The following is an 18,251-nucleotide window of genomic DNA, read 5'->3' as shown; positions in this document are numbered from 1 at the left end:
TGACAATATTACCGTTTTTTTCTTAAACTCTCACCTTTTAGTTCAAACCGGTGTGCCGTATAGACGATCCTGTCCAGAAAGCTGTCGGCCACGGTGGGTTCGGAAAAGACATCAAACCAACTGGCCACCGGCAACTGGCTGGCAATAATGGTTGACTTTCGGGCATGGCGGTCCTCGATGATTTCCATCAGATCCAGTTGCTGTTGTCCTTCCAGTGGCGATAATCCAAAATCGTCCAGGACAAGCAGCTCTGTTTTGGCCAGTTTGTCAAAAACCCGGGTTATAGTGCCTTCCAGTCGGGCAATCTTTAGTTTCATCATCAGCTTTTGCATATTAAAATACGCTACGCTATAGCCCAGTTCGCACGCTTTCAGTCCCAGGGCCGAGGCCAGTGAACTTTTGCCGACCCCGGTTAGTCCGACAATGATCACGGCCTCCCCGTTCTTGATGTAATCGCCCATGCCCAGCCTTGTCAACAGGGATTTGTCGATTCCCCTTGCCGGGTTGGTGTCGATTTGATCCAGGCTTATCCGGTAACGAAAGCGGGCATTCTTTTCCAGCCGGCTGAACCGGTTCATTTTACGCTGGTCCTGTTCTGCCTGGAGCAGCAGGGCCAGCCCGTCTTCCAGGGAAAGTTCTGTAGTTTTTCTTGTCTCAATTAATGTTTTCCAGCAGGCGGCCATCCCTGACAACCGAAGCCCGCTGAGTTGGGTGATCATTTGATCCATCTTCTTTTCATTTTTGGTTTGTACTCTGATTATTTTCCTTGATTATTGATAGTCTCCCCGGATGTTTCCGTGTTTGGGGAGTTTCTTTATGGTTGAAGGCTTATCCGATGTCATCCTGTTTTCGATTCGCCTGCGAACAAACTGATAACTTGGTATGCCGTTGGCAACGGCCACCCGGCAGGCTTCTTCAAAACAGAAGGGATCGGTTTTGCGTTGAAGGCTCAACAACCCCTCACAGCGTTTGTATAAAACCTCGGGCGTTTCTTCCTTTGCAAACATCATCTTCATCAGGCAGAGCAGGCCATCTGACCGTTTGCGGGCCAGGTCCATGTAGTACCCGGGGCTGCGGTCCATGTAATGCTGATGGGCCGATGGCATGTGCTCCCGCACGAGCGTATATCCGAAACCGATGGTGCGCCGGTGAGTGGCAACCAGCTCTGATTTGCAATAGATCCGCACCAGGGTACGGGTATAAACCACACTGGCCTGTTCCCCGGTGCAGGCGTAAGGAACCGAATAATAGTGTTTGTCCCGTGCCAGGTAAATACAACTGTTTTGCTGCACCCTCAGGCTCGCATAATAACGGATATCAAAACCTGACAGGGGCAAGGCTTTTAACAGTCCTTTTTCATCGGCCAGAAAGTGTTCTTCGCGGCTGTACTCCCGTTGTTGCATCCGGGTCTGGTTATGTTGCAGGATCTTTTCGCTGATCGCCCTGTTCAGGTCGGCCAGGGAAAAAAAGACATGGTTACGCAACCGGGCATACACCCGCTGGTAAACCAGCTTAACCTGGTTCTCCACCAGAGCCTTGTCTTTTGGGGTCCGCACACGCGCAGCCAGCACGGCAAAACCATAGTGGTTGGCAAAATCGTCCATCACCCGGTTAATGTCCGGTTCATACCGGTCGGTTTTGATCACGGCAGCCTTGAGGTTATCACAAACCACAATTTTGGGGACACCACTGAGTGCCTGCAAACAGCAGCCAAGTGCATAAAGAAAATTTTCCGTGTTCTGATGGGAAACAGCCATGGCAAAGCTGTAATCCGAGTAAGGCAGGGTAGCCACGAAAACATACGCTTTTATCGCTTCCCCGGTCTCACGATCAACGTAAGAGAGCGTATCCCCTGCAAAGTCGACAAAAAGTTGCTGCCCGGGCTGGTGGGTCAGCACCGCGGAAGATTTACGGGCTACACGCAACTGGTTTAAATGAAAGCAGAACTGGGAGTAGCTGTACCCCTGCGGGTGCTTTTCACGGTATTCCTGCCAAAGCAGTTTGATGGTCACGTGCCTGCGTTTGAGTTCTCCTTCAAGATAAGGGAGCATTTGTTTCAGCTCATTAAAGCGATCTTCCAGGTAGGCCGGGTTTCCGGCATGAAAACGGCCTTCCAGCACCGGATCATCCAGGGTAAGAAGCTCTCCGATATCCAGTTTCCCGGATGCTATTTTTTGCATGTAGTTGTTGACCGTCCCTTTGTAAATGCCGAGTTCTTTTCCGATCTGACGGTTGGACAGCCCGCTCTGATGAAGCCTCAAAATTTGTTTTAACTGACTCATAAGTATTACTTTTCTTGCCATAATCCGTGTGCTTGATTGGTTTTATAAGCACACAAAGTACTCGAAAAGTTACTCAGGGAAACCAGGTTAGTGGGTGCATATGCTCCGGATTCTGTCAGAACCCGCCAACGGGATGCCACGAAAAAATATCCACCTGTCTGCCATTGGATTAGCGGCCCATTTTTGGGTGGTCATGCTCCGGAATCCGTGCCGTTTTCTCCCGTTTTCGGATAACTTGCACCCACTGGGTGGTTATGCTCCGGAACCGGTCTGGCCGGGGCAGCGTGATTCCTTCAAAATCACATTTTACAACCTAAAATGCCCCAAACAACCCCGTTTTTGGGTGCATATCCGCCGGAATGTCATGTTTTTTCCTTTTGAAAAACGTTCATTTCCTCTGGATTCTTTCTAAATTACTGGGTGGTTGTGCTCCGGATTATCCATTGAAGATAAACGTTGGGGAACGTTGAAAGCCAAGCTAAAAGAAATAACCCGTAAAACAAAGCCCATGAGTTTCGACCAACGTATACAAAAGCTAAAAGAGGTACAACGGGGTTGGACCAACTATTTCAGGTTTGCGGGCATATACAATAAGCTCAACGAACTGGACGGATGGTTACGCAACCGGATACGCTATTGCATTTGGACCGATTGGAAAAAACCGGAGCGAAAGCGGAAAAACCTGATAAGACTTGGGGTAGATTTGGACTATGCCTACCAATGGAGCCGGAGCAGAATGGGTGGCTGGGCAATTGCCCAAAGCCCAATACTGAACACCACCATCACGGTAGCACGGCTCACCCAACGGGGCTACGAATCGTTATTGGCCCATTATTGCAAAGTAAGCCCACATTACCAAAGTTCGCCACTATTTCCCATTGTTTAACGAACCGCCGTATACGTGCCTGAGATTTGAATGTCCGGTGGACATTTGAATCGAAAGGGAGGAGCGAAGCTCGCGTACGTACGGTGGTGTGAGAGGCTCTCCCCGTCAGTATTCACTGGCGGGGCAGTCTACTCGATTGTACCCCGTTTTTATTTCTTTCTCTTTTATATGTGTTTGATTAATAATGATTTTACATAGTCAGGCAATGCAATTTCTCCCTTGTCCGCTTCTTTCTTTAATGCTTCAAAAAAATTCACTTCAACTCCTTGCCATGTCAATTCGAGTCGGCGAATCTTTTCCAAAGTGATGTGGTCATAATTCTCAGGTCTGCCCCAATAACACTTTAAACAGATTTCAATATCTTTTGAATCATTCCAATTTTCGCAGTGTTCACAAGACCATGACTTTGCTCTATTGCAAGAAGCACAAAGAAGCATATAGTCATTGATGTTTTGTTGAAAATTTTCATCATCACCGCTTATTTCATATGGCACTCTATGGTCAACTTGCAAATACCTTTCTTCAAACTTTCCATTGCAGATGTAGCAATGCCCATTATTTGCATCGTATAATGATTTTTTGAACTCTTTCGAAAATATTTGCCTTCCGTCAACCCGATTATTACGAATTTTTGAACGGTCTCCAAATCTGTATGCAGCAATTGATTTACCATCAGCGGATTTTGTTTTAAATGTTTCAAGTGGGATTCCCGCCTCCCTAACATCTCTTGCCGCACGGGGTGGATGATTATATCCGTAAGTTTTTTCCAAATCTTCAGTTGTTATAAAACCATGTTTAAGTATATGGTCAATAACAATCTTGGCTCTTTTATTGGTTATTGATTCAGCAAGTTTTAAAAATTCTTTTGGGTACTTTTTCATACGAAGTCAAACAATGAAGGCTGTTTAATTGAAACTGATTCTATCCGTTTATTTATATGCGAAATTGAGGCCAAGTTATCGGATATATAAACAGCTTCATATGTCCGTTCGTTCCTACTGTGCAATGTTGCAATTGAAGAACGACCTGCATCTATTTCAATTTTATGTAAATTCAATTCCTTTGGAAGTTCCTCTCCGTATGTTTTGTTGTCAGTCCGACCATCGTAGCTTAAAATGAACGGAATATTCCGCTTATTTAATTTATAAAGTGAAATCACGAAATTTTCATGATTAAGGTCTTCCATATATCTAAAACCGCCATTTTTCGCTGTCCCTTGGTATGGCGGGTCCATATACACTAAATCATTTTCAGTTGCCATATCCAAAATTTTCTCATAATCAACGGAATAGAAAGTAACTTTATCCTTTAATAAATTTGAAACATTTAAAATATCAAATCTCATATTTTCTGGTAAACGCCCTTTCCTTCTTTTATCAGGACTTTGATTAAAATTGCCTTCTGCATTATATCTTACGGCAGCTTTAACGCATTTTGCCAATAAAAACAATAGATATTTTGGCTCTTTTGTTTGATTAAAATTGTCTCTTATTTGATAATAAAATTCCTCTTCATTGCCAAGTTGATTATTCCAAATATGATGATAATCCCGAATTATTGTCTGAGGCTCATTTACAATTTTGTCCCAAAGGTTTATTAAAGGTTCATTTATGTCATTTACAATAAACTTATTAGCCTTGAAATAATATGCTGATGCAATAGTTATTGCAGCCGAACCAGCAAAAGGCTCAATTAATCTATCAATCTTTTGAGGAAAAAATCTCAAGATGTCAGCAGCAAGGTTTCTTTTGCTGCCCTGATATGGTATCGGATGTGGTATCTTCATGTAATCCTTTTTTTTACAAATTTAATCATTTTCGTTCAACATGCCTTATCAATGGTATGACGTCTTTTTAAAATGGGGTACAACGGTCACTTGCAAGTTGTCGTTGCGGATTTCGAAGAGCGTCAGTGTCCGCCAGGACATGACGGTCAAGAAAGGAGCAGAGACAACGCACACCACTGCACCGCAATGCAATTTGCAATTTGTTGAACTAAACCCGCCTACGCGGGTAGTGTTTTAAAAGTACCCGATTCTTCCTATACTCCGGAATTTTTAACCATTAAAATTTCTGAATATGAGAAAGAAATCGGGTTTAACTATCGTTGAGCAGGCTGTTGTGCTTGTTCCTGAGTTTGAAAAAGTGGTCCGCAAGCTGGAGCAACAGGTTACTTTGCGCGGACAAAGCAAAAGTACGTTAAATAATTACATCCGCCGCATCGCCCTGTTTGTGGTCCGTTTCGGGAAGCTTCCCGAACAGATCGATCCCGAAGAGATCAACGAGTACCTGCAGCTTTGGCCCGCGATCCCCGCTCGCCTTCGCGCAGCAGTTTTAAACACATGGTGTACGGGCTGCGCTACTATTACCGCTTGCCGGGGATGAACAAAAATGCCATTGCCCTGCCTTCGCTGAAAGGAAATACCAAACTGCCGGTCATCCTGAACCAACAGGAGCTTAAAGAGCTTTTTACCGCGCCAACGCTTTTGAAACAACGGGTGGTGCTCACGCTGATCTATTCGTCATAATCACTAAATCACGTTACGCTCCCGGCGTATCCGGGAGAGGTATGCCCCCATACCGGCAAAAACGCAAAAAAAGCAGGGCTTAAACATCACCTCGCTGATGCAAACTGAACTGAAAAGCACAAAAACCTGCAACATGTCAATGAACGGCGGGCTCTTTCCTGCCCATTCTATCTGTGAAATCCAATAAAAACCTTCAATAAGTGCATAGCCCTCAGCCCGGCGGGTGTAGTTCAACCGGGAACAATCGCTGGGCGCTGCACGCCGCTCATGTTCCTATTTATTAGCCACAGTTGTTTATTCAAATATTTTGTTTAAGTCAATTTTTAATCCTGCGGCTTTAATTTCTTTTGATAAAATCATTTTCCATCCATCACTATTGTCAACACCAATATAAATTACTCCTGTGTAATCTGACGGAATCTCTATATTGTCTTTAACAAGTCCAACTACATTCTTTCGACCTAATTTTCCTATGAAGTAACCTAATTCAAATATTACATTTTGTCTTGCTCTCTTTTGTAAATTTTGTTTTTCTTCAGATGCACATCCGAAATCGTCTGGAGTCAATAAGACAACAGCGAAAGCAACATCTGAGTATTCTTCGAATTTTTCAATGATTGTTAATCCTTTGCTTGACTGTTCGTGTAGAATTATTGGTTTCAAGCCGATTTTCTCTAAGAATCTTGCTGTTGTTTCTTTTAGTTCTTTGTCATGACCGTGAACTAAAAAAATCCTATTTGAAATTTCATTTTGCGTATTAGAGACTGTTTTGAAATCATTGTCAAAATTTGTTAAGCATCAATCTTATCATTGATAATTGGACAAAGGCTGCACTTGTTTCGGTCAACCTTTCATAGTCTTTCGAGGTCCGTCGTTGAAATGAAATCCAGGCAAATGTTCTTTCAACAATCCATCTTTTAGGCAGGATTTTGAATTTGTGGGCTTCATTTCTTTTGACAATTTCGAGGGCCCAACCAAATTTTATCCTGGCTGTCTCTATTAATTCCCCCCGATAACCGCCATCGGCAAATATTTTTACGATCCCTTTTATGTATTTATTTTTAAGGATTTTAAATACAAGTTCTGCGGCCTTGCTGTCATGTGGCGTTGCTGAATGGACTACAATGGCCAGTAGTAAGCCAAGGGTATCAACAACAATGTGCCTTTTTCTGCCCTTAATCTTTTTGCCGCCATCATACCCAATCTCGTCTTGACAAACATTGACTGTTTTAACGGATTGACTGTCAATTATGCCAACAGATGGAACAGGGTTTCTGCCTTTTTGCACCCTGACCTTTTCGACAAGATAATCATGCAATTCCTCCAAAAGCCCGTTTAACTTCCACTGTCTGAAGTAATAATAAACTGTCTGCCATGGCGCAAAGTCGTTGGGGAGCATCCGCCATTGGCAACCGGATTTGGTTATGTACAAAATTGCATTCACAATTGATCGTAAACTATGTTTTCTTTTTCGCTCTTGTTCAAACAAATCTTTTATAACTTGCCACTGGTTATCGGTTAAATCACTTGGGTAAATTTTCATCGTACACTAATTTGTCGTTATTTTAGTGCAAAGAAAATCTAACCTGATATAGTTAGCTGATAACCAATTTTTTAATTATAAACACCTTGGTGTTAATTGCGCTATAATATTTTTTAAATTTAAAATCAAAACAGTCTCTTAGTCTTTGGAATTTTGGGATTTGGGTCAAAATCTTCGTTCGTCTCGATATATCCAATCGCTTCATCAATCATGTCAATTAACGGTGGAATTATTGATTGTCCATATGGTGGGTCAAAAATTAATGTAAATGGGTCAACATTTTTCATAATCATTCCTCCAATCGCTGGTGGAGGGGAAATAGTATAAGTCTTTAAAGAACCCGTTCTGGAAATTAAATTTCTTACATTTCTGAGTTTTTTATTGATTTGCGTTCTTGTCTCATGTGTTGGACTACCATATTCCCAATGTGAGAGAAGATTCTTAAAGTCTTCTAAATCATTTATATAATCAGCTGTTTTCTTCATTCTTTTACAATTGTGGCTAACGTTTGTCTATATTTACCAGGTACATATATTTCCGTTTTGTCGGATGGAAAGTGAAAGATATTCTTCCAAATCCGGAAAGTATCGTTATACGTCCCTCACTCACATCAAACCATCAATCGGGTTTTTTCCATCCGGCAATGAAAAATTTGGAACATAAAACGTCCTTGCCCCTGTTTTTCTTCTTCAACATCGCCGGTAAGGGTTTATGTTGTTTTTTCCTTACGCTTCAAATCAACCAACCGGCCGGAATTTTCCGGTTTCGCTCCCCAATTTACAAAACTTGACGTAATAAATTTTACTGATTGGCTAATTTGGAATCAATTTAAAAACAGTTGGTAAATGGGTGTCATCCCGCTGCGGGTGCAGCGGTTTCCGAACCGCCGGTTAATAAATGCCTGCCCGCGGGAGAACCAGCCAGCGGAGGATTTTCGGAATATCCTGATGATCCAATTCTGTTTCGCGGAAAACCCAATTGTGTTTTCCGCATATTACAATTGAATTTTCCGCATAATCGGATTGTATTTTCCGCATAATTGAAACGGATTTTCCGGAAAATTGGTCTGGCATCACGCACCTTGCACCGGGGGTGCGCCGGTCAACAGATGCTGAAACAAGTTCAGCATGACGGCGCTTCATTGATGACCTGTCGCCTGGCTATGGCCTACGGCGATTTTGAAACTGGAAATAAGGGAAGGGAATCGGGGCAGGGACTGGTAAGCGGCCCTGTTTGAGGAGGAACGACGAGTTGGGCCGTGTGGCATTCTCAACCCGTAGTTTTCCTTCAAAATCACCGTCAGCCTTGACTTTTTTTGTTTGCTTTTTTGTGTTAAGACAAAAAAGTAAATCCGGTCCGGAAGGACATAACACACTGCGGCCTGCTTTTGTACAGAGAAACATTTTTTTTAAGCGCAGCGGGGGAACCGGTTTGTTTACTCAGTTGGGAGCTGCGGTAACGGCGAACCGTTGGCAAACGGTATTCCCGTTGGTAAAAAAACAACCCCGGCCGGTCTCCCCGTAATCAAAACCACATCTCTTTGCGGCGTATGAAACATTTGTTCCCGGATCACCCGGGGCTACCCGTATTTAATCCCTCCGGGATTTCCGGTTGACGGTTAATCATATCCTGATAATTTGCCTCGCCGGTCAGGTTTTGTGTCTGACAGTTAGCCCACCGGGATTTTGTACAGAAGAACAAGCTTTGAAAAGGGGTGGGCAGGCCGTTCCGACCCGGGTGTCCGGTTTTTAACCGGCGATGAGCGAATGCGCGGTTAAAAACCACGCCACCCCGCAGCACAACAACCGGCAACGGTCTGAATGCAGGTTTTTTCTCTTCCTGCCAAGAGCTTGTCTCAAACTTGATTCGGGAAGGAGCACCCGCGAAGCGGTGAGCCGAAATTTCTTTCTTCTACGGACTTCGCTTCTATTTCCGGCTCTTTATTTCCAGTTCATTCAGGTGTTCCATTTTTTTACGTTGAAGGAATTCGGTGATGCCTTCGAGGTGTTCTTTTACCCGCTGGTTGCCAAACTCATAGATCTTGGTTACCATCCCGTCGAGAAAATCGCGGTCGTGCGACACGAGGATCAGCGTGCCGTCGAATTCAAGCAAAGCTTGTTTCAAGATGTCTTTGGTGCGCATGTCGAGATGATTGGTGGGCTCGTCGAGGATAAGCAGGTTGACCGGTTCAAGCAGCAGTTTGATCATGGCCAGGCGGGTGCGTTCGCCCCCGGAAAGTACGCTCACTTTTTTGTCCCAGTCTTCGCCACCAAACATAAAAGCGCCCAGAATATCCTTGATTTTTGTGCGGATATCGCCTTTGGCTACATCGTCGATGGTTTGAAAAACGGTAAGGCTTTCGTCGAGCAGGGAGGCTTCGTTTTGTGCAAAATAACCGATCAGGGTATTGTGCCCGAGCGATAGTTTGCCGCCGTGTTCTATTTCTTTCATCATAGCCTTGACGAGCGTCGATTTTCCTTCACCGTTTTTACCAACGAATGCCACTTTCTCGCCTCGCTCAATGCTGAACGACGCGCCTTCAAATACCAGGTGATTGTCATAACTTTTCGACACATTTTCGGCAATCACCGGGAAATTGCCCGAGCGTGGCGACGGCGGAAACCTCAGCCGCAGGTGCGATGTGTCTACTTCGTCCACTTCCAGGAGCTGAAGTTTTTCCAGCATTTTCACGCGCAACTGCACTTGCAGGGTTTTTGAGTAGGTACCTTTGAAACGTTCGATAAATTCTTTCGTCTCGGCAATCATTTTTTGCTGCTCGTCGTACGCTTTTTGCTGTTGTTCGCGGCGTTCGCGCCGTAGTTCCAGGTATTTGGTGTAGTTGATTTTATAATCGTATATGCGGCCCATCGTCACCTCAATGGTACGGGTGGTGATGTTGTCGACAAAACGGCGGTCATGCGAAATGACAATCACCGCTTTGGCATTGTTCACCAGAAAATCTTCGAGCCACTGTACCGATTCGATGTCGAGGTGGTTGGTCGGTTCGTCGAGCAGGATGAGGTCGGGGCTTTGAAGCAGGATTTTGGCCAGTTCAATCCGCATGCGCCAGCCCCCGCTGAAATCGTTGCTGGGGCGGTTAAAATCGCTGCGTTCGAAGCCAAGTCCCAATAGGATTTTTTCCACTTCGGCGTCGAAATTAATTTCACCCTGGCTGTACAGCTTTTCGCTGAGTTCCGACACCTGCTCAATGATGGCGCTGTATGCGTCTGATTCGTAATCGGTGCGCACCGTCAATTCGTGATTCAGTTCATCCAGTTTGCTCTGCATATTCAACACCCTGGCAAACGCCTGCGAGGCTTCTTCGAACAGGGTGCGCTTGCTCTCGGCCATCAGGTATTGAGGCAGGTAGGCAATGACGGCATCTTTCGGGGCCGATATTTTTCCGCTTGTTGGTGTTTGTACGCCGGCCAGAATTTTCAGCAAGGTTGATTTCCCGGCGCCGTTTTTACCCATCAGCGCAATGCGGTCCTTCTCATTCACTACAAAATTGATATTCTTAAAAAGCGTGCTCCCGCTAAACTCTACCGCCAGGCCGTCAACTGAAATCATCGTTCTTTTGTTTTAAAAATCAGCCGGCAAAGATAATCAAATGACCGAATGATGAAAGGAATGGATTCGTATCAAGTATTTCCGGGATACTAATCCGGGTTCAGGCGAATAGTCATCCGGTCGAATACCGGGCTTCCGATTTCGTAAACCGGCTCGGTTGAACATCCGCACGTCATGGAGAAAGGCCCCGTTTTCATTAAAACCGAAAGTGAGCTCATCAGTCCCTGGTCTTCGTCGCCGTTGTATCCCCGTTGCGGGCTAAGTCCTTCGTATACCGATTCGACCACCTCGCGCGACCAGCGTTGCGTTTGCCGGGCTTGGTTGTGGTAATTAAAAATAAAAGCTGTTTGAATGGAGGGTTGAGAACGGGAAAGATACGCTGTTCCCGGAGATAAAAAAAGAGACTGTCTGAAAAGGTCCGGGCCAGTCATCCCCAACTTGTTTCGGGATCTCAATACCCTGATCGTCAGACCCTGAAATAAATTCAGGGTGACGGATACAGAGAACCCAGTACTTTTTTCAGACAGCCTCTTTCTTAACTTTATTTTTAGTTATAACCCGGGTTCTGAACCAGCAACGAATTTAATTTCATCGCGTCGGTCGGTATTGGTAAAATCCGGCGGTACGTGTCGTTATTGGTTTTAAAGCCCCACGTTCCTTCGAACTTGCCAAAACGGATCATATCGTTCCGGCGCCAGCATTCATACACAAACTCACGGCCCCGTTCGTTGTAAAGATCTTCGAGTGTAACGTTTGTCCATGCCGGCGAAGTGGAACGTTTTTCACGTACCATGTTGACCAACGACAAGGCAGTGTGTCCCAGTGTTGGTGCTCCGCCGCGCAGGATCGCCTCTGCCTTCATCAGGATAACATCTGAATAACGCAGGTAAGGAACGTCGTTGTTTTGATTCCGGTTTGTTGATGTTTTATCGGGATAGAATTTGATGTTGCGATAACCCATATTCCAGGCAATCTCATCGTTTCCGCAGTCAAACAAGGCCTCATTCTGACGTAAAACGATATCAGGAGATAAAGTAACATGGTAGGTATAGGGATCACCGCCATCATCGCCTGTATAAAATTGGTCATATCCTTTTTTTGTCGTAGTCACCATAACCGGGGTTACACCATCTTTCATATACTGAGGTCCGGTCAGCCATTGATCGTTGCGGATATCGCCCGCATCATCAAAAATGGCGTAAAATTCGGGCAGGGTACTCATTGGCGCGCTCGGCCGGAATGGCAGTTCGAATTTAGCCTGAAGCGAACGCGGTACGTCGTAGCGGGCTCGGTACATCTGTCCGTTTGTCCCCGGGTAGGCTGTGGCCGAGGGATCAAACGGAACGGCAAAAATGAATTCTTTCATTTGAGGACCGTTGTCCGGGTAGAACATTTGCAGGTACGAACTGCGAGGTTCGATCGCAAATTTCCCGGAGCTGATTACAGCGTCGCAGGCAGCAATACAATCGTTCCAGCGGGCCGTTCCGGTGTAATATTCGGCGTTCAGGTACATTTTGGCCAGTAAAGCATAGGCAGTCCATTTGGTCGGACGCCCGTAAGTGGCCTCTCCTGTTTCCTCGCTCAGGTTGGGAATGGCTTTTTTCAGCTCGCTTTCGATGAACTCAAAAACCTGGGCACGCGGCGTGTTTGTTCGCGGCTCAAAATCGCCGTAGAGGGTGTCCAGCGGAACGTTGCCGTAAAAATCCATCAGGATAAAATAGGTGATGGCCCGCATGGTCCGAAGTTCGGCCAAAGTCGTGTTTTTGTTTGAGCCTTCGGGCATGACGTTTTTGAGGATATAGTGGGCCTGATTGTTTACCCCAATGGTTTTTTCCATCATGTACCAAAGGTAATTGGTTGCGCCATGGTCTTTATCCCAGGTATGATAATGCATCTTCAGATAGCCTTGGTTATCGTACCAGTTTCCGCCCCTGGCCGGAAGAATTCCTTCATCCGTGCTGATGGTGCTCATGAAGAAAAAAGAGTGCGCATATTCTCCCCTGAAAACGGAATAAACAGCGCCGGCGGTCTGGGCGTATTGTTCTTCGTTTTGCGGAAAGACATCGGGGGTCATCTGTGTCGTGATCGGCACATCAATATCATGGCAGGAAACCAGTAAACCTGCAAGCGCCGGAAAAATGATGTATTTGATTATATTTTTCATCGTTACGTATGTTTAGTTGTTAAAAAGTCGCTTTTACGCCAAATAACACGGTCCGGGTTTTGGGATAAAAGTTATTCGAATCCACGCCGGGGGCCATGCCTCCTTGCTCCACTTCCGGATCGATTCCATTATATTTTGTGATAATAAACAGGTTATTTACCGAGGTATAGACACGCAGGTTCTTCATGGATTTGCCGAGATTCCTGAAATTGTACCCCAGCGTTGCATTGTCCATACGAATATAACTTCCTTTCTCGATGAAGCGGGATGAATACTTGTAAGAATTCAGATCCGTGGGAGACTCGTTGGCCACATCAACCAATATATTTGTCGAATGGGCTGTACTTGGGCGGAACAGATCGGCCCGGGTGGCATTGAAAACCTTATTCCCGAAGACCCCGCGAACGAAAATATTCAAGTCAAAGTTTTTGTATCTGAAATCGTTGGTCCAGCCCATCAACAATTTGGGTTGCGGACTGCCCAGATAGTGATAATCAACGCCGATTGCCGGGTTAGTCGTCAGGCTTCCGTCGGCGGCAACATATTGTGAAACCCCTTCGGAATTTTTGCCGGCATATTCCAGTGTAAAGAACTGACCGATTGGCTTGCCTTCTTTTCTGATTTGAAGTGTACTGCCGGTTTGGCCACCCCCGTCAGGCTGGGTATATCGAATAGAGTCGCCTCCTATAAACAAAGGATTTTCTAATTTTACAATCTCATTCTTGTTGTGGGCCAGATTGAGACTGGTTGACCAACTGAAATCGGCGTTTTTTACCGGTGCCGCATTAATGCTAACTTCGATCCCTTTATTCGACATTTCACCTCCGTTGGCTGTAATCTTTCCGGCTGGAACCAGTACCGGGTTTACCTCATAATCATAGATCATATCCGTGGTTTTTTTGTTATAAACTTCAACATAACCACTTATTTTCCCATTTAGGACCGCAAAATCTACCCCAACGTTGGTAGTCGCTGTTTTTTCCCATTCCAAAGTTGGATTGGCGGCTTTGCTTGGTCCGAAGGCCTTAGTCTGCTGGCCGTTATAGTAAAATGAACCGAGTCCGTCGATAATGAATTGCGCGGTATAAGCATCGAATCCAGATGAGTTACCGGTGACCCCGTAACTACCGCGAAGTTTCAAATCCTGGAAGAAACTTTGTCCCTTCATGAACCCTTCCTGGTCAATTCGCCAGGCTAGGCCAACAGATGGGAAATAACCCCATTTCTTATTTTCGCCAAAGACGGAGCTACCATCCCGACGAATTGATGCTTGTAACATATATCTGGAGTCATAACTGTAGTTCAGACGGGCAAAGTCCGAAATCAAACGGGTTTTTTGGTAAGCATTCAGCGCTCCAAAATCAACCCGGTAATTACTTACGGTTGAATAGTCCCCCAGGGCAAGGTTGTTGTAACTTACATTGTCTACCGGGAAATTGGTATTACTTGCTTTAAACCCATCGCCCAATATGTCGTCTTGCCACGAATAACCGACTACTGCATTGATGTTGTGCTTCCCGAATTCTTTGGCCCAGGTCAGGTAATTCTCAAAAATTACATTGGTGTTTTGGTAGGAACTCCGGATTGCAAGCCCATTGTCTCCAAAGTTGATGATGGAGTGTACCGCTGGTGGATCGGGATTATTATAAAATTGGGCGCTGTTGTAGTACGTTGCATAATAACTGTTGTAGTATTCTCCGTTCAGCGAAGTATTTTTTTGGTAGGCTACATTCAGGTTGTATTTGAAACCGTAGGGCAGGGTCACTTCTGTGGTGAAATTACCAAGCAGTGTGTTTATTTTTGAATCGTCATCAGCCTGTTCAATGATAGCCAGCGGGTTAAAGTAACCTGAGTGGTTAAAGTTTTCGAAATAGGTTCCGTCAGCATTTTTCGGTGCGGTTACCGGAAGATACTTTGCCGCTTGCAACAAGGCCGAGTTTCGTTGAGGTACTTTCGTGTTTTTGATGTTGGAATTGGTCACGCTCAATCCGAATTTTACTTTATCGTTAAATGCCAACTGTTCGATGGCCATGCGCGCAACAATACGGTTTTGGTTACTGCTGAGCAAAATACCCTGTTTGTCGATATACGTAATACTGGCGATGTAATTGCTGCGCTCATTGCCCCCGCTGTACGAAAGGTTGTGGCTGGTTGAGATAGCGGCTGAACGTTGAATTTCCTTTTGCCAGTTGGTATTGGCGCCCATATCATCTTCGGGAGCAAAACTCATGTTGTTTTTATCAAGGAAAGATCGCAACTGATTGGCATCCATCATGTCGAGTTGGTTCGAAACACTTTCGATACCCACGTAACCGTTATAGGATATTTGCTCCAGGTCTTTTTTGCCTCTTTTGGTGGTAATCATGATCACACCATTCGCAGCGCGGTTACCATAGATTGAAGTTGCTGCCGCATCTTTCAATACATCCACTGAAACGATATCGTCGGGAGCAACCAGTGAAATGTCGGCTCCGGGAACACCGTCGATTACATAGAAAGGACTTTGCGAACTGTTAATGGTTGAAGCCCCGCGCATGATAATGGTTGCCCCGCGTGTTGGGTCTCCACTGGATGAAATATTCAATCCCGGTACTTTTCCCTGCAGCAACTGTCCAACGTCGGCGATAGCTCCGCGGTTCAGGTCGTCTGACTTAACAGAGGTAACTGCGCTTGACAGGTTTTTGCGCGAGTTCCGGCCATAACCGATGGCAACGACTTCCTCCAAACCAACCACGTCAGCTTTAAGGGTTACGTTGATGGTTTGTTGCCCGGTGTAGCTAACTTCTTCACTCTTCATGCCGACAAAAGAGAAAACCAGGACGGGGTTGCTTCCGGATACTTCCAGGCCGAACTTGCCGTCAAAATCGGTGATGGTTCCTTTGGATGTGCTTTTTTGAATTACAGTGGCCCCGGGGATCGGACTACCATTGTCGTCCAACACCGTCCCGCGAACCAGGGCGGGTTGCTGACTTAACTGACTGACAGCGGCGCTTCCTTGTTGCGCCAGGCTGAGGATAATCTGGCGGTCTTTAATGTCGTACCTGACAGCTGTTCCCCGGAAAATCTCATCCAGAATTTCATCGATTCTTTTGTCGGTGAGTTGTACGCTCACCTTCCGGTCAACATCGATATACTTATTGCTGTACATAAAGAAGAATTCGCTGTTTTTTTCGATGTTCAGCAAAACCTCTTTCACGGTGGTATTATTCATATTCAGCGACAGGCGTGTGCCTTGCGAATAGGAATCAATGGCCAAGGCCTGACCAATAACGAAAATGACAAGGAGGATTGTTAGTTTCATAATTCTTCCAAATTTTCTGACCTGCGGATAAAAATTTCCCGGGTCAATCCTTTTACGAATTTTTTCCATAATTTTGAAATGGTTTGAGTTTGACAATTTTTACAGAGAAGATTGTTATTTTAAGAAACCCGGGGGAGGATGTTAGCGCATCTTCCCCTTTTGCTTGATTATGCTTACATAGGCATTTTGTTTTTCTCGTTTTTTGATAAAATATATTTCTTTTTTTCAGGTCCGTTAATGGTCTCGCTGACGGCCTGTTGTGTTTCAAAAGAAAGGTTGGCAGCCTGAGCGAGGTACTCGAGAACCTGGGGCAAGGTTTCATTTTTGACGGTTAAGGTAAAGGTGAGCTCTCCCAGTTTCCGGTTGGGGTCGGACAGGATAATTTCGGCATTATACCAACGCTGCAAACGGGCAATGACTTCAGAGAGCGGGTCGTTTCGGAAGATCAGCTTTCCTTCGGTCCATGACGTATATTTTTCCACATCAGTTCTTTGTTTGATCAGCGATCCGGAATTTCTCAGATAGATCATTTGCTCTTCCGGCAAAAGCGCTATCGGTTCTTCTTCCTTGCCGGCGGGAGTGTACGACACTTTTCCTTCTTCGAGCACAACCGACGAAAAGTTATCGTCGGGAAAAGCTGAAACATTAAACTTCGTCCCGGTGACTTTAATGGTCCCGTCAGCTGTTTTCACATAAAACGGGTTTTTCAGATCAGAAGAAACATGGAAATAAGCCTCTCCGGTCAGGATTACCTCTCTGTTCCGTTTGGTAAATTCGGCAGGGTATTGCAGGCTGGTTCCTGCATTTTGCCATACTTCGGTCCCGTCGGGCAGCGTAGTTTTCAATCTCGATCCGGGTGGTGTTTCCAGGGTAATCCAGGCTTGCTCCCGGCGGTAGGCGCCCTTGTTCGAGAGCAGCCAAAGACTGGTAATTAACAGGGGAATAAATAAGATGGCTGCTGCACGCATGCCGAAATAAATAATCTTTCTCCTTCCGGCCTTTGTTGATGTTTCGTCCAGATTAATCCGGTGGTGGATCGAGTCCAGCATTTGATTAAGCTCTTCGCGTGCAATTTTATGTTGGAACGACGGCGTATTCCTCCAGTATTCAAAAAGCAAGTCCTGAATTTGTTGTTCATGTTCTTTTTGCTGGAACAGATGAATAATCGTATTTAATTCATCCGGATGACATTTGTTCTCCAGGTATTTCTGAATCAGGGATGCTGTATCTTTTTCAGTTGACATTTTATTGTAAATTAAGATCAGTGATATTCCGGGTGATGCTTACTTTGGTGCAACTTCTTCCTGAAATATTTACGGGTAATACGTGAAATCTTTGGATACCCCCCAAGCAAAAACAACTTTTTTTCAAAAAAAATCCTTTTAAAGGAACAGAACGATAAAAAGCAGGTTCAGAAATTTGCCTGAATCCAGTTGCCGGCGTATTGTTTTTAGCGCGAGGTTAATCTGATTTTCAACTGTTTTTACCGAAATATTCAGGATTCCGGCGATCTCTTTGTGGCTTAATCCTTCTTCGCGGCTTAACTGATAAATTTTTTTCCGTTGTTCAGGTAAGGCCGATATGGCTTTTTGCAATTCGTTGTTCAGTTCGTTGTAGTCGGCTAGATGATCAGCGCCGGGTTCATTTTCGGCGAAACGGGCGTGCAGTTCCTGCAAGTATTGGTTTTCTTTTAACCTTTTGCGCAGTAAATCGATGACGATGTGGTATGAAACAGAGAAAAGCAAGGCTTTTACGGATTGCGACGAATCAAGCTGATCGCGTTTTTTCCAAAGCTTCAGAAAGGTTTCCTGCACCACTTCCTTCGCATCTTCGTGGTTTTTCAGCATGGAGAAAGCAAAGCCAAACAATCGTTCGCTGAATTGCGCATATAAAAGATCAAAGGCTTTGATATCGCCTTGCCTGATTCTTTTGGTCAACTGGTTCATTTCTTCCACAGTAGAAGTCTCTTTCATTCCAT

General features: G+C 45.0%; 18 protein-coding genes. 5 read left to right on the top strand and 13 right to left on the bottom strand.

All coding sequences use genetic code 11. From position 1 onward, the window contains the following. Window positions 1-8 precede the first annotated feature (8 nt). Entirely contained in the window at window positions 9-728 is a 720-nt protein-coding gene (gene istB / locus ACOIT5_RS22215) for an IS21-like element helper ATPase IstB (RefSeq protein ID WP_423127130.1), read from the bottom strand. A gap of 42 nt (window positions 729-770) precedes the next feature. Beyond that, on the bottom strand, window positions 771-2,282 hold the full coding sequence (istA, locus tag ACOIT5_RS22210) for an IS21 family transposase (RefSeq protein WP_423126725.1): 1,512 nt from the start codon (window positions 2,280-2,282) through the stop codon (window positions 771-773). 133 nt (window positions 2,283-2,415) lie between these two features. Here istA and ACOIT5_RS22205 point away from each other — a divergent pair, with 133 nt between their 5' ends. After that, window positions 2,416-2,694 carry a hypothetical protein gene (locus ACOIT5_RS22205; protein WP_423126726.1) on the top strand — a complete coding sequence of 93 codons (279 nt, stop codon included), beginning with the start codon at window positions 2,416-2,418 and terminating at the stop codon, window positions 2,692-2,694. Between the two features lie 12 nt (window positions 2,695-2,706). Then, window positions 2,707-3,168, top strand: coding sequence for a group II intron maturase-specific domain-containing protein (locus tag ACOIT5_RS22200; RefSeq protein WP_423128348.1), 462 nt, complete (start codon window positions 2,707-2,709; stop codon window positions 3,166-3,168). 164 nt (window positions 3,169-3,332) lie between these two features. Here the strand turns inward: ACOIT5_RS22200 and ACOIT5_RS22195 are convergent, their stop codons facing one another. Both ACOIT5_RS22195 and ACOIT5_RS22190 read right to left on the bottom strand, forming a co-directional pair. After that, window positions 3,333-4,049, bottom strand: coding sequence for an HNH endonuclease (locus ACOIT5_RS22195; RefSeq protein WP_423128347.1), 717 nt, complete (start codon window positions 4,047-4,049; stop codon window positions 3,333-3,335). Continuing rightward, a complete protein-coding gene (locus ACOIT5_RS22190; RefSeq protein ID WP_423128346.1) occupies window positions 4,046-4,954 on the bottom strand; it encodes a DNA adenine methylase in 909 nt (302 codons plus the stop codon). The genes ACOIT5_RS22195 and ACOIT5_RS22190 overlap by 4 nt, the downstream gene beginning before the upstream one ends. Window positions 4,955-5,246: 292 nt before the next feature. Here ACOIT5_RS22190 and ACOIT5_RS22185 point away from each other — a divergent pair, with 292 nt between their 5' ends. After that, window positions 5,247-5,552, top strand: a complete 306-nt coding sequence (locus ACOIT5_RS22185; RefSeq protein WP_423128345.1) for a phage integrase N-terminal SAM-like domain-containing protein — start codon at window positions 5,247-5,249, stop codon at window positions 5,550-5,552. Continuing rightward, complete coding sequence (locus tag ACOIT5_RS22180; protein ID WP_423128344.1) at window positions 5,549-5,695, top strand: hypothetical protein; 147 nt, start codon at window positions 5,549-5,551, stop codon at window positions 5,693-5,695. Before ACOIT5_RS22185 ends, ACOIT5_RS22180 begins: the two co-directional genes overlap by 4 nt. Before the next feature lie 294 nt (window positions 5,696-5,989). Here the strand turns inward: ACOIT5_RS22180 and ACOIT5_RS22175 are convergent, their stop codons facing one another. From ACOIT5_RS22175 to ACOIT5_RS22165, 3 genes are all read right to left on the bottom strand, one after another. Beyond that, window positions 5,990-6,427: a TIR domain-containing protein gene (locus ACOIT5_RS22175; protein ID WP_423130636.1), complete on the bottom strand. Its 438-nt coding sequence runs from the start codon at window positions 6,425-6,427 to the stop codon at window positions 5,990-5,992. A 49-nt stretch (window positions 6,428-6,476) separates the two neighbouring features. Continuing rightward, window positions 6,477-7,238 carry an IS5 family transposase gene (locus ACOIT5_RS22170; protein ID WP_423126326.1) on the bottom strand — a complete coding sequence of 254 codons (762 nt, stop codon included), beginning with the start codon at window positions 7,236-7,238 and terminating at the stop codon, window positions 6,477-6,479. Between the two features lie 125 nt (window positions 7,239-7,363). Continuing rightward, on the bottom strand, window positions 7,364-7,723 hold the full coding sequence (locus ACOIT5_RS22165) for a hypothetical protein (RefSeq protein ID WP_423128343.1): 360 nt from the start codon (window positions 7,721-7,723) through the stop codon (window positions 7,364-7,366). Window positions 7,724-8,277: 554 nt separating this feature from the next. Between ACOIT5_RS22165 and ACOIT5_RS22160 the strand changes: the two genes are divergently transcribed. Next, a complete protein-coding gene (locus ACOIT5_RS22160) occupies window positions 8,278-8,475 on the top strand; it encodes a hypothetical protein (protein ID WP_423128342.1) in 198 nt (65 codons plus the stop codon). Between the two features lie 689 nt (window positions 8,476-9,164). Here ACOIT5_RS22160 and ACOIT5_RS22155 read toward each other — a convergent pair. The 6 genes from ACOIT5_RS22155 to ACOIT5_RS22130 form a co-directional block, all read right to left on the bottom strand. Continuing rightward, the gene (locus ACOIT5_RS22155) at window positions 9,165-10,808 is read right to left on the bottom strand and encodes an ABC-F family ATP-binding cassette domain-containing protein (protein WP_423128341.1); all 1,644 of its coding nucleotides are present in this window, start codon (window positions 10,806-10,808) and stop codon (window positions 9,165-9,167) included. A gap of 89 nt (window positions 10,809-10,897) precedes the next feature. Then, window positions 10,898-11,239: a glycoside hydrolase domain-containing protein gene (locus tag ACOIT5_RS22150; RefSeq protein WP_423128340.1), complete on the bottom strand. Its 342-nt coding sequence runs from the start codon at window positions 11,237-11,239 to the stop codon at window positions 10,898-10,900. A 116-nt stretch (window positions 11,240-11,355) separates the two neighbouring features. Further along, window positions 11,356-12,972 (bottom strand): RagB/SusD family nutrient uptake outer membrane protein, encoded by a 1,617-nt coding sequence (locus ACOIT5_RS22145; RefSeq protein ID WP_423128339.1) that lies wholly within the window; start codon window positions 12,970-12,972, stop codon window positions 11,356-11,358. 19 nt (window positions 12,973-12,991) lie between these two features. After that, window positions 12,992-16,273, bottom strand: coding sequence for a TonB-dependent receptor (locus ACOIT5_RS22140; RefSeq protein ID WP_423128338.1), 3,282 nt, complete (start codon window positions 16,271-16,273; stop codon window positions 12,992-12,994). 173 nt (window positions 16,274-16,446) lie between these two features. Next, entirely contained in the window at window positions 16,447-17,517 is a 1,071-nt protein-coding gene (locus ACOIT5_RS22135; RefSeq protein ID WP_423128337.1) for a FecR family protein, read from the bottom strand. Window positions 17,518-17,655: 138 nt separating this feature from the next. Beyond that, on the bottom strand, window positions 17,656-18,246 hold the full coding sequence (locus ACOIT5_RS22130) for an RNA polymerase sigma factor (protein WP_423128336.1): 591 nt from the start codon (window positions 18,244-18,246) through the stop codon (window positions 17,656-17,658). Window positions 18,247-18,251 lie beyond the last annotated feature (5 nt).

Origin of the sequence: Gaoshiqia hydrogeniformans (genome assembly GCF_049347105.1) — a bacterium.
Lineage (GTDB): Bacteria > Bacteroidota > Bacteroidia > Bacteroidales > Prolixibacteraceae > Gaoshiqia > Gaoshiqia hydrogeniformans.
Note: the sequence above shows the minus strand (reverse complement) of the source record. Positions and strands in the feature narration are given on the sequence as shown.